We start from the raw sequence: 11,186 nt of genomic DNA on the forward strand, positions 1-11,186 counted from the left end.
CCGCCACCCCCTTCGGCTGGCCCGTGGACCCGGAGGTGAAGATCGCGTACGCGAGGTCGTTGGCGCACGGCCGACGGGGACGCCCGGGATCGGCGACCCGCAGGGCGGGCTGGTGCTGGCCCGCACCGCGTACGCCGGGGCACGGCGGTCGGCCAGCCCCGGCCTGCGCGCCCTGCTGCTGCACCGGGTGGCCCTGGCCGCGGCGCTGGGCGGCCGGGCGGGGGCGGCCCGACAGGCGCTCGACGCGGCCTGCCGGATGACCGAGGCGCCGGAGCCGGGCCGGGAGCCGCCGTGGCTCTACTGGCTCGACGGGCCGGAGTTGGCCGCGATGACCGGACGCACGCTGGTCGCGCTGGGCCGACCGCTTCCGGCCGAGGCGCCGCTGCACGCCGTCCGGCGGCGCGGCCCCCGCACCGCCGCGATCTACGGCGGCTGGCTGGCCCGGGGCTACCTGCAACTCGGCGAGGTGGAGCGGGCCTGCGCGGTGGCCGGTGAGGCGCTGCTCGACGCGGTCCGCGCCGGGTCGCCCCGCGCACTGGGCCAACTGGCCGAGGTACGCCGGCGGCTGGCCGGGCACGGCGACGAGCCGGCGGTACGGCGGTACCGGGCGCTCGCCGCGGCGGCCGCTCCGTACCTGCCCCGTTCGGGGCCGCCACCTGGGCCGGCCGGCCGGCGGGCTCCCGCGGGGCGTGCGGCGCGTCGGCCCCCCGGTGGCGCGACGGGGCCCGCCCCGACCGGCTAGCGTCGTGGCGTGACCCACGCTGCTCCTGTTTCCCCCGTCGACCGCGCCGGGCTGCGTCAACGGATCGACAAGGCCCTGACCGAGTTCCTCGCCAGCCAGCGCGCCTGGATGGCCGGGGTCGACGACGCCCTGGCTCCGCTCGCCGAGGCGATCGAGGCGTTCGTCCTCGGCGGCGGCAAGCGACTGCGGCCGGCGTTCGCCTACTGGGGGTTCCGGGGAGCCGGCGGGGTGGACACCGACCAGGTGGTCACCGCCCTGGCCGCGTTGGAGTTCGTGCAGGCCAGCGCGCTGATCCACGACGACCTGATGGACCGGTCCGACACCCGGCGCGGCGAGCCGGCGGTGCACCGGCGGTTCGCGGCCCGGCACCGGGCGGCCGGCTGGGGCGGCGACGCGGACGGCTTCGGCGACGCCGCGGCGATCCTGCTGGGCGACCTGTCCCTGGTCTGGTCGGACGAGCTGCTGCACTCCGCCGGGCTGGACCCGCACACGGTGGCCCGGGCCCGGCCGGTCTTCGACGCCATGCGCACCGAGGTCACCGTCGGCCAGTACCTCGACGTGCTGACCCAGGTCACCGGGGACACCTCGGTGGAGCGGGCCGGCAAGGTCGCCCGCTACAAGTCGGCGAAGTACACGGTCGAACGGCCGCTGCTGCTCGGAGCCGCGCTGGCCGACGCGTCGGCGGAGGTCCGGGCGGCGTACTCCGCGTACGGGCTGCCGCTGGGCGAGGCGTTCCAGCTCCGCGACGACGTGCTGGGGGTCTTCGGCGATCCCGCCCAGACCGGCAAGCCGGCCGGTGACGACCTCCGCGAGGGCAAGCGGACCTACCTGGTGGCGGCGGCCCTGGAGACGACCGACGGGGCGGGCCGGGAGCTGCTGCTCGGCGGGCTCGGCGACCCGGGTCTGGACGAGGCCGGGGTCGCCCGGCTGCGCGAGCTGATCGACGGCAGCGGGGCGCTGGCGCGTACGGAGCAGCGGATCGGGATGCTCACCGACACCGCGCTGGCCGCGCTGGCCGCCGTCGACCTGGACACCGAGGCCCGGCAGGCCCTGGTCGACCTGGCCATCGCCGCCACCCGCCGCGCCGACTGATCCGGCCCCGCACGCCCACGCGCACGCCCGCGCGATCCTGCACTCGTCGCCCACGCGTCGGGGCGACAGGTGCAGGATCGCGAGGGACGTGCGGGGCGAGGGTCAGAAGCCCAGGGCCTGGGCCCGGCGCTTCACCTCGCGGGCCTGGTCGCCGGCGAGCGCCTTCGCGGGGGTGCCGCCCGGCAGGGTGTCGTCCGGCTCGTAGAGCCAGCGCAGCGCGGCCTCGTCGTCGTAGCCCCCGTCGGCCAGCAGGTTGAGCACGCCGGGCAGGTGCTTGAGCACCGTCTGGTTGGCCACCAGGTCGGCCGGCATCCGGCGGACGCCGTCGCGGCGTACCGCGATCAGCTCCCGGTCCCGGATCATCTGGTGCACCTTGCTGATCGACACGTCGAGGCGCTCGGCCACGTCCGGCAGGGTCAGCCAGTCGGCGGCATCGGCGGGGCCGGCGGATTCGGGGCCGGGCACGGCCCGGTCGGCGGGTACTGAGTCGGTCACCGGACCACCCTGCCATGTCCCTCCCGGCCGGGGCCAACGGCACCCCGACGAGCCGGCTGAGCAGGGCCGGCGGGGCAGGCGAGCGCGGCGGGACAATCGTGGTCGCACCCCATCTGTAGCATCCTGTTCAACCTTCACCCCCTGGACACATAGACTCCCTGCCGATGGACACACAGGTCGCCGACACGTTGCTGGGCTCGCTGATCGACGGGCGCTACCGCATTCGCGGTCGCGTGGCCCGTGGCGGCATGGCGACCGTGTACACCGCCACCGACGAGCGCCTCGAGCGCACCGTCGCGCTCAAGATCATTCACCCGTCCCAGGCCCCCGATCCGCAGGCGCGGGTCGCGGGCTTCGTGGAGCGGTTCACCGACGAGGCGAAGACCATCGCCCGGCTGACCCACCCCAACGTCGTCGCGGTCTACGACCAGGGCACCCACTCCGGCCTGCCCTACCTCGTGATGGAGTACGTCCGCGGTCGCACCCTGCGTGACGTGCTCGCCGAGCGGCGCCGGCTCAACCCCGACGAGGCGCTGGCCATCGCCGAGCAGATGCTCGCCGCGATCGCCGCCGCGCACCGGGCGGGGCTGGTGCACCGCGACGTGAAGCCGGAGAACGTGCTGGTCGCCGAGGCCCCCACCGGCGGCCCGGCCAACCTGGTCGACAGCGTGGTCAAGGTCGCCGACTTCGGGCTGGCCCGGGCGGTCGAGGCGAGCGCCGACGACGAGAACGGCAACCAGTTGATGGCCACGGTCGCGTACGTGGCCCCGGAACTGGTCACCGAGGGGCACGCCGACCCCCGCACCGACGTCTACTCCGCCGGCATCGTGCTGTTCGAGATGCTCACCGGCCGGGTGCCCTACGACGGGGACCGCCCGGTCGACGTCGCCTGGCAGCACGTCGACAAGGACGTCCCGGCGCCGTCGACCCTGGTGCCCGGCCTGCCCAAGGCGCTCGACGAGCTGGTCGCCCGGGCCACCCGGCGTGAGCCGGGCGCCCGTCCGACCGACGCCGGCGCGCTGCTGGCCGAGGTGCAGGCGGTCCGCGACGACCTGGGCGACGCGAACACGCGTACCGCCGTGTTGCGCCGGGTGTCCGACGAGCCGATGGCCGGGCCGACCATGATGGTCGCGGCGGTCCGGCCGGCCGAGCGGCCCGCCTGGGCCCGGCTGCCCGAGGGCGGCGGCCCCCGGGGCGGCCGTCGCCGGGCCGAGCCCGAGGAGGGCGAGAGCCTGTGGTCGCGGCTGTCCGCGCTGCGCACCCGGGTCATGGGCGACCCGCGGGGCCGCACGGCGGTCATCGCCGCCGTGGTGGTGCTGGTCCTGGTGGCCGCCGTCGGCGGCTGGTGGCTCGCGGCCGGGCGCTACACGGAGGCGCCGCAGCTGGTGGCCATGACCAAGGCCGACGCGGAGGCGCAGGCCGCCCGCGCCGGGGTCGTCCTCAGCTACGCCGAGCCGCGCTACGACGAGAAGGTCCCGAAGGACGCCGTCCTGGCGCAGGACCCGGTCTCCACCACCCGGATCGTCAAGGGCGGCACGATCACGCTGACCCTCTCGCTGGGCCCGGAGCGGTTCCCGGTGCCCGACGTGGTGGGCAAGGAGTTCGAGCTCGCCGAGGCGGACCTGCTCGACGCGAAGCTGGTGGTGGCGAAGGGCGCCGCCCGCTACGACGACAACCTGCCCGCGGGCGTCGTGATGGACACCGACCCGAAGGTCGGCACCGAGGTGAAGCCGGGCGACAAGGTCACGGTCGTCCTGAGCAAGGGCAAGGCCCCGATCTCGGTGCCGAACCTGGTCGGCAAGAGCCTGGGCGAGGCCCGGACGATCCTCGCCCAGCTGGGCCTGGTGCTGGTGGAGCCGCCCACCTACAAGGACTCCGACAAGCCCAGGGACGAGATCCTCGGGCAGAGCCCGGCGGACGGCACCGGGGTGGAGCGGGGCGCGAAGGTCAAGCTGGAACTCAGCAAGGGCCCGCCGCTGGTCGCCGTGCCCCGGGTCATCGACCTGCCCTGTCAGCAGGCCAAGCAGCTGCTCGAGAGCCAGGGCTTCCCGGTGGCGATCCAGTTCAACCCGAACGGCATCACCCGCTTCCAGAACCCGCCGGAGAACACGCAGGTGCCGCCGGGCACCCCGGTCACCCTCGGGTGCATGTAGTGATGCCGGTGCAACACCGGCCGGTCGGCTCGCACACGCCCACCTCGGGCGGCCTGGCGAGAGCCGCCCTGCCGTACGCCGACGCGGCCGGCTCGCAGGTCGTGCAGGTCTACGTGTCCAACTCGCGGGGCTGGGCGCTGCCGCCCGGCGACCCGGCCCAGGACGTGTCGTTCCGCGACGGCTGCGACGAGCGGGGCATCCCTGTCTTCATTCACGCGTCGCTGCTGGTCAACCTCGGCTCCCCCACCGCGAACACGGTCGAGCGTTCGGCGGAGACGCTCGCCCACGCGCTGCGCCGGGGCCGGGAGATCGGCGCCAGGGGCGTGGTCTTCCACGCCGGCAGCTCGGTCGACGAGGGGCACGCCGAGGCCGCGATGCGGCAGGTACGCGAGACGCTGCTACCGCTGCTCGACGAGGCTGCGGCGGTGGACGGCCCGCGGCTGCTGGTCGAGCCGAGCGCGGGCGGGGGTCGCTCGCTCGCCTCCCGGCTGGAGCAGCTCGGGCCCTATCTCGACGCGGTGGACCGGCACCCCTGGCTCGGGGTCTGCTTCGACACGTGCCACGCCTGGTCCGCGGGGCACGACCTGGCCGTCGAGGGCGGCATGACCGCGACGCTGGACACGCTCGTGGCGACGGTCGGGGCCGACCGGCTGCGGCTGGTGCACGCGAACGACTCGAAGGACCTCTGCGGCTCCACCCGGGACCGGCACGAGAACATCGGCAAGGGCAGCATCGGCGAGCCGGCGTTCGCCGAGCTGATGGCGCATCCGGCCACCGCCGGCGTCCCGGTCGTGGTGGAGACCCCCACGGAGAAGCACGTCGGCCACGCCGTCGACATCGCCACCCTCAAACGCCTGCACCCCTGAGAGGTCGCCCGTCGGGGACCGACGCGGGCACGCCGCCGGCGAGCCGCGGGCCGGCCTCCGCCAGCGAGTCCCAGGCGACCTCGACGCCCCCTCGACCGGCGGGTCGTGACGCGGGCCCGCCGACGGGGCGGTCAGCCCCGCAGGATGCGGGTGAGGACCTCGACGGCGCGGTCGATGCCGGCGTCGTCGACGTCCATGTGGGTGACCAGTCGGGCCGTGCGGGGGCCGAGCACCGAGACCAGGACGCCCTCGGCGCGGGCGGCGGCGGCCAGGGAGTGCGCGTCCAGCGGCGCCTTGCTCAGGTCCAACGGCACCAGGTTGGTCCGGACGGTCGTGGCCAGCACCCCGAACGGGGCGATCGCCTCGGCGAGCCGGGCCGCCCGGGCGTGGTCGGCGGCGAGCCGGTCGACGTGGTGCGCCAGCGCGTACCGGCCGGCGGCGGCCAGGATGCCGGCCTGCCGCATACCGCCGCCCATCCGCTTGCGGACGAACCGGGCCCGCTCGATCTTGTCGGCGCTGCCGACGACCAGCGAGCCGACCGGCGCGCCGAGCCCCTTGGAGAGGCAGACCGAGAGGGTGTCGAAGAGGGCGCCGTAGTCGGCCAGCGGCACGCCGTCGGCGACGTGCGCGTGCCAGATCCGGGCGCCGTCGCAGTGCAGCGCGGCCTGCGCGTCGTCGGCGACCCGGCGCAGCTCGCGCAGGGTCGCCAGCGGGATGACCCCGCCGCCGCCCCGGTTGTGGGTCTGCTCGACGGCGATCGCCCGGGTGGGCACCGCCCAGTAGCCGTCCGGGCGGACCATGGCGGCGACCGCGTCCGGGTCGACGTCCGCGCCGACCGCCGGCCAGGTCCGCGAGGAGATGCCGCCGTACGCCGCGGCGGCCCCGATCTCGTACGTCACCACGTGCGCGTCGGCGTCGCAGAGCAGTTCGTCGCCCGGCGGCACCACCAGTTGCAGGGCGATCTGGTTGGCCATCGACCCGCTCGGGGCGAACAGCGCCGCCTCGTGCCCGAACAGCGCGGCGACCTCCGCCTCCAGCGCGTTGACGGTCGGGTCCTCGCCGTAGACGTCGTCGCCGACCTCGGCGGCGGCCATCGCCTCCCGCATCCCGGCGGTCGGCCGGGTGACGGTGTCGGAGCGTAGATCGACGGGTGAGTCAGCCACTGTCGTCCCTTCGGCCGCCGACTGCGGGGCTCGCAAGCTCACTCCTCGCGTCAGCCACGGAGCATCTCCGCCACGAGGAAAGCCAGCTCCAGCGACTGCTGGGTGTTCAGTCGCGGGTCGCAGGCGGTCTCGTACCGGCCGGGCAGGTCGAGGTCCTCGATGCCCTGGGCGCCGCCGAGGCACTCGGTGACGTCCTCGCCGGTCAGCTCCACGTGCAGGCCGCCGGGGTGGGTCTCCAGGCCCCGGTGCACCTCGAAGTAGCCGAGCACCTCGTCGACGATGCGGTCGAAGTGCCGGGTCTTGTAGCCGTTGGACGACTCGTGCGTGTTGCCGTGCATCGGGTCGCACTGCCAGACCACCTTGGCGCCGGCGGCGGTCACCTTCGCCACGATCGGCGGCAGGGCGTCGCGGACCCGGTGGTTGCCCATCCGGCTGATCAGGGTGAGCCGGCCGGGGACGTTCTCCGGGTTGAGCTTCTCGCAGAGCTCGATCGCCTCGTCCGGGGTCGTCGTCGGGCCCAGCTTCACGCCGATCGGGTTGGCGATGCGGGAGATGAAGTCGACGTGCGCCCCGTCGATCTGCCGGGTGCGCTCGCCGATCCACAGGAAGTGCCCGGACAGGCCGTACGCCCGGCGGTCGGAGACCCGGGTCAGCGCCCGGTCGTACTCCAGGGCGAGGGCCTCGTGCGAGCAGTAGAGGGTGACGGTGCGCAGCGCCTCGTCGTCGGTCATCCCGCAGGCCCGGATGAAGGCCAGCGCCCGGTCGATCTCCCGGGCGATCGCCTCGTAGCGCTCACCGGCCGGGGAGTTCTTGACGAAGCCCTTGTTCCAGTCGTGCACCGCGTGCAGGTCGGCCAGCCCGCCGGCCAGGTACGCGCGGAGCATGTTCATCGCGGCGGCCGAGTTCGCGTACGCCCGGATCATGCGCTGCGGGTCGGCGGCCCGCGCCTCCGGCGTCGCCTCCAGCGAGTTGATCATGTCGCCGCGGTAGGCGGGCAGGCCGCGCGCGTCGGTCGGCAGCGACCGGGGCTTGGTGTACTGCCCGGCGACCCGGGCCACCTTGACCACCGGCAGCGAGGCGCCGTAGGTGAGCACGATCGCCATCTGGAGCAGGGTGCGGGCGTTGGCCAGCAGGTGGCTCTCGGTGTTGTCGACGAAGGTCTCCGCGCAGTCGCCGCCCTGGAGCAGGAACGCCTTGCCCTCGCACACCAGCGCCAGCCGCTGCCGCAGCTGGTCGACCTCGTAGGGCGCCACCACCGAGGGCACGGTGTCGAGCACCTTGCACACCTCGGCGACGCCCGCCGGATCCGGCCAGGGCGGGGTCTGCGCGCGCGGCAGCTCCCGCCAGCGGTCGAGGCCGAGGGCCGCGTCCTCGGCGGAGTCGACGGTCGGACGGCTGGTCTGCAGCCCAGGGCTGCCCACCGCGGGATGGCTCAGCTGATGCCACTCATGGCGCATGACAGGAAGCGTACGGCGACCGGCCCGGCGACCGACCGGCGAGGGGGATGGTTCCGGCAGGTGAGAGCGGATTCACCCAGGCGCAGGTCAGGCGGTGGCGGCAGGGGCCGGGGTGTTGCCGCCCGGCGCCTCGGCCGCGATGCACCAGTCGGCGCCGTCGCGGGTGACCGTGAACAGCAGCGGCCGGGTGATCGTGCGGGAGCCGGCGGTGACCGAGATCGAGGTGCTCACCTCCTGGCCCCGGGGACCGGGGCGGATGTCGGTGATCTCGACCTGGGGCACCGTGAAGTGGTCGGCGAAGTCGCCGTTGGGGCCGGTCGCGGCGGCGTCGAAGCTCTCCTGGAGGGCGGCGCAGAGCTGGCTGCGCCCGGCCGCGACGTCCTTGGCGGTCATCGCGTCGAGGTAGGCCTGCACCCGCTCCCGCGACTTCGTGGTGGCCTCCTCGGCCGGGGCCCGCCCGGGTCTGGTCGCCGGGTCCTCCTCCTCGCCGATACCGCAGCCGAGCAGGGCGAGGGGCAGGGTCCCGAGCAGCGCGGCGCCCGCCGCCAGCCTCCCGCGCGTCGCGCGCATCGCCACCTCCGTCGCCGTGGACATCGAGCCCGTTGAGCGGCGAGTCTGTCACATCGACACATGTCCCCGGACGCCGCCGCGCCCGAACCCGGCGGTCCGCGCGCGACGTGCCCGTGCCCGGACGCCACCAGCGCCCGGCCGGGTCGACGCCGGACGCATCCCGCGCCGAGCGGGCACGGCCGACGGGGAGGGACCGGTGCATGGTCCCTCCCCGCCGTGTGGGTGGTGCGTCGGCGCTCGGCTCAGCCGAGACCGCCCTTGATGGCGCCGATCAGCTCGCCGTTGCTGGTGTCACCGGAGAGCTCCCAGAAGAAGGCGCCACCGAGGCCCTGGTTCTTCGCGTACGTCATCTTGCCGTTGATCGTGGAGGGGGTGTCGTAGCTCCACCAGTTGCTGCCGCACTTGGCGTACGCCGTACCGGCGATCGTGCCGGTGGCCGGGCAGGTGTTCTTGAGGACCTTGTAGTCCTCGATGCCCTGCTCGTAGGTGCCCGGGGCGGGGCCGGTGGCGGTGCCGCCGGGCGCCGTCTGGGTCACCCCGGTCCAGCCCCGACCGTAGAAGCCGATGCCGAGCAGCAGCTTGTCGGACGGGATGCCCTTGCTCTTGAGCTTCTGGATCGCCGCGTCGGACCAGAAGCCCTGCTGCGGGATGCCGGCGTACGAGGTGAGCGGGGAGTGCGGGGCGGTGGGGCCCTGCGCGTTGAAGGCGCCGAAGTAGTCGTACGTCATCGGCATGATCCAGTTGAGGTGCGGCGCGGCGCCGGCGTAGTCGGTGGCGTCGATCTTGCCGCCGTTGCTGCCGTCCGCCGTGATCGCGGCGGTGACCAGCGCCGACGAGCCGAACTTCGAGCGCAGCGCGCTTACCACGTTCTTGAAGGCGTTCGGGCCGCTGCTGTCGCAGGTGAGCCCGCAGGCGTTCGGGTACTCCCAGTCGACGTCGATGCCGTCGAAGACGTCCGCCCAGCGCGGGTCCTCGACCAGGTTGTGGCAGCTCTCGGCGAACGCGGCCGGGTTCTGCGCGGCCTGGGTGAAGCCGCCGGACCAGGTCCAGCCGCCGAAGGACCAGATCACCTTCAGGTTCGGGTACATCTTCTTGAGCTTGCGCAGCTGGTTGAAGCTGCCGCGCAGCGGCTGGTCCCAGGTGTCGGCGACGCCGTCGACGCTGTCCGCCGCCGTGTAGGCCTTCTCGTAGTCGGCGTAGCTGTCACCGATGGTGCAGCGGCCACCGGTGGTGTTGCCGAAGGCGTACAGGATGTGGGTCAGCTTGGCGGCCGAGCCGCTGGTGTGGATGTTCTTCACGTGGTAGTTGCGGGCGTAGACGCCCCACTGCGCGAAGTAGCCGACGACCTTCTTGCCACCCGGGCCCGGCGGCGGGGTGGTGGGCGGGGGCGTGGTCGGCGGCGGGGTGGTGGGCGGCGCCGTGGTCGGCGGGGTGGTGGTGGGCGGTGCGGTGGTGGGCGGCGGGGTGCCGCCGCCGCACGGCGCGCCGTTGATCGTGCAGTTCAGCGGCGCCTTGTACGCGCCGGTGCCGTTGTAGCCCCAGCTGAACGCGGCGCCCGCCGCGATCGGGCCGGCCCAGCTCTTCTTGACCGCGACGTAGTGGTCGCCGGTGCGCGTGACGTCGGCGTCCCAGGAGCTGCTGATGCTGGTGCCCGACGGCAGGTCGAACTCGATGCGCCAGGTGCTCACCGGGGCACTCGTCCCGTTGGTGATGGTCACCCGCGTCTCGTGACCGGTCCCCCAGTCCTGCGCCTTGGCGAATCCGGCGGTCACGCTGCCGGCGCCGAACGCACTGGCCATCGGGACCGTGGCGGCGGTCACCGCCATCACGGCGCCGACCCAGAGGGCCCGGCGGAGCGATCTCTTCATGCGGCGTCTCCCTAAACAGTTAGGAAACTTTCCAGATTGATGGTGAGACGCTACTCACGCCGTCATCGCTTCGTCAAGATGTGCATGTATCGATTTACATTGGGAGCGCGCCCAGCCCTGCCGGACGCCCCTCCGGATGGCGGTCGGCGACGGCCCGGCGACGACGCGTAGCCTCGGCCCATGACCGTCTTCGACATCCGGATCGACGCCCTGGCCGGCGGCCCGGCCGACCTCGCGCAGTACCGCGGACGCGCGCTGCTGGTGGTCAACGTCGCCTCGCGCTGCGGCCTCACCCCCCAGTACGCCGGCCTCCAGGCGCTGCACGACGAGTACGCCGACCGCGGCCTGGTGGTGCTCGGCGTGCCCTGCAACCAGTTCGCCGGCCAGGAGCCGGGCAGCGCCGCCGAGATCAGCGACTTCTGCCAGGTCAACTACGGGGTGAGCTTCCCGCTGACCGAGAAGGTCGACGTGAACGGCCCGGACCGCCACCCGCTCTACGCGGCGCTGGTGGGGACCGCCGACGCCGAGGGCCACACCGGCGACGTGCGGTGGAACTTCGAGAAGTTCCTCGTCGCCCCGGACGGCACGGTGGCCGCCCGGTTCGCGCCCACCGTCGAGCCCGGCTCGGCCGACCTGCGCGCCGCGATCGAGAAGGTGCTGCCGCCGGCGGCCTGAGCAGCCCGAGCCCGCCCCGCGCCTCGGGTGTGGTCACGATCGCCTGGGCCCGGCGCACTGGGTCGCCCTGGCCGGCAATGGCTGGCACTCCGTATGAGATTCCGC

The 11,186-nt window shown here is 74.1% G+C and carries 9 protein-coding genes and 1 pseudogene; 5 read left to right on the top strand and 5 right to left on the bottom strand.

Annotated features, from left to right (window positions below):
- A pseudogene (locus tag AB0G13_RS31610) lies at positions 1-742 on the top strand (hypothetical protein); the annotation flags it as partial.
- A gap of 9 nt (positions 743-751) precedes the next feature.
- On the top strand, positions 752-1,834 hold the full coding sequence (locus AB0G13_RS31615; RefSeq protein WP_357882352.1) for a polyprenyl synthetase family protein: 1,083 nt from the start codon (positions 752-754) through the stop codon (positions 1,832-1,834).
- 102 nt (positions 1,835-1,936) lie between these two features.
- On the opposite strand, the gene AB0G13_RS31620 is transcribed toward AB0G13_RS31615, so the two are convergent.
- Positions 1,937-2,299, bottom strand: a complete 363-nt coding sequence (locus tag AB0G13_RS31620; RefSeq protein ID WP_357882375.1) for an Rv2175c family DNA-binding protein — start codon at positions 2,297-2,299, stop codon at positions 1,937-1,939.
- A 194-nt stretch (positions 2,300-2,493) separates the two neighbouring features.
- Here AB0G13_RS31620 and pknB point away from each other — a divergent pair, with 194 nt between their 5' ends.
- Together pknB and AB0G13_RS31630 are read left to right on the top strand one after the other, a co-directional pair.
- Entirely contained in the window at positions 2,494-4,482 is a 1,989-nt protein-coding gene (pknB, locus tag AB0G13_RS31625; protein WP_357882355.1) for a Stk1 family PASTA domain-containing Ser/Thr kinase, read from the top strand.
- Between the two features lie 2 nt (positions 4,483-4,484).
- Positions 4,485-5,348: a deoxyribonuclease IV gene (locus tag AB0G13_RS31630; protein WP_357882358.1), complete on the top strand. Its 864-nt coding sequence runs from the start codon at positions 4,485-4,487 to the stop codon at positions 5,346-5,348.
- Between the two features lie 131 nt (positions 5,349-5,479).
- On the opposite strand, the gene AB0G13_RS31635 is transcribed toward AB0G13_RS31630, so the two are convergent.
- The 4 genes from AB0G13_RS31635 to AB0G13_RS31650 all read right to left on the bottom strand — a co-directional run bounded on the left by AB0G13_RS31635 (position 5,480) and on the right by AB0G13_RS31650 (position 10,406).
- Positions 5,480-6,511, bottom strand: coding sequence for a GntG family PLP-dependent aldolase (locus AB0G13_RS31635; RefSeq protein WP_357882361.1), 1,032 nt, complete (start codon positions 6,509-6,511; stop codon positions 5,480-5,482).
- 50 nt (positions 6,512-6,561) lie between these two features.
- Positions 6,562-7,968: a class II 3-deoxy-7-phosphoheptulonate synthase gene (locus tag AB0G13_RS31640; RefSeq protein ID WP_357882364.1), complete on the bottom strand. Its 1,407-nt coding sequence runs from the start codon at positions 7,966-7,968 to the stop codon at positions 6,562-6,564.
- Between the two features lie 87 nt (positions 7,969-8,055).
- Entirely contained in the window at positions 8,056-8,538 is a 483-nt protein-coding gene (locus AB0G13_RS31645; protein ID WP_357882366.1) for a hypothetical protein, read from the bottom strand.
- A 242-nt stretch (positions 8,539-8,780) separates the two neighbouring features.
- Positions 8,781-10,406 carry a glycosyl hydrolase family 18 protein gene (locus AB0G13_RS31650; protein ID WP_357882369.1) on the bottom strand — a complete coding sequence of 542 codons (1,626 nt, stop codon included), beginning with the start codon at positions 10,404-10,406 and terminating at the stop codon, positions 8,781-8,783.
- A 180-nt stretch (positions 10,407-10,586) separates the two neighbouring features.
- On the opposite strand from AB0G13_RS31650, the gene AB0G13_RS31655 reads away from it, so the two are divergent.
- Positions 10,587-11,081, top strand: a complete 495-nt coding sequence (locus tag AB0G13_RS31655; RefSeq protein WP_357882372.1) for a glutathione peroxidase — start codon at positions 10,587-10,589, stop codon at positions 11,079-11,081.
- Positions 11,082-11,186: the final 105 nt, after the last annotated feature.

The organism is Micromonospora sp. NPDC023633 (assembly GCF_040640035.1).
GTDB lineage: Bacteria > Actinomycetota > Actinomycetes > Mycobacteriales > Micromonosporaceae > Micromonospora.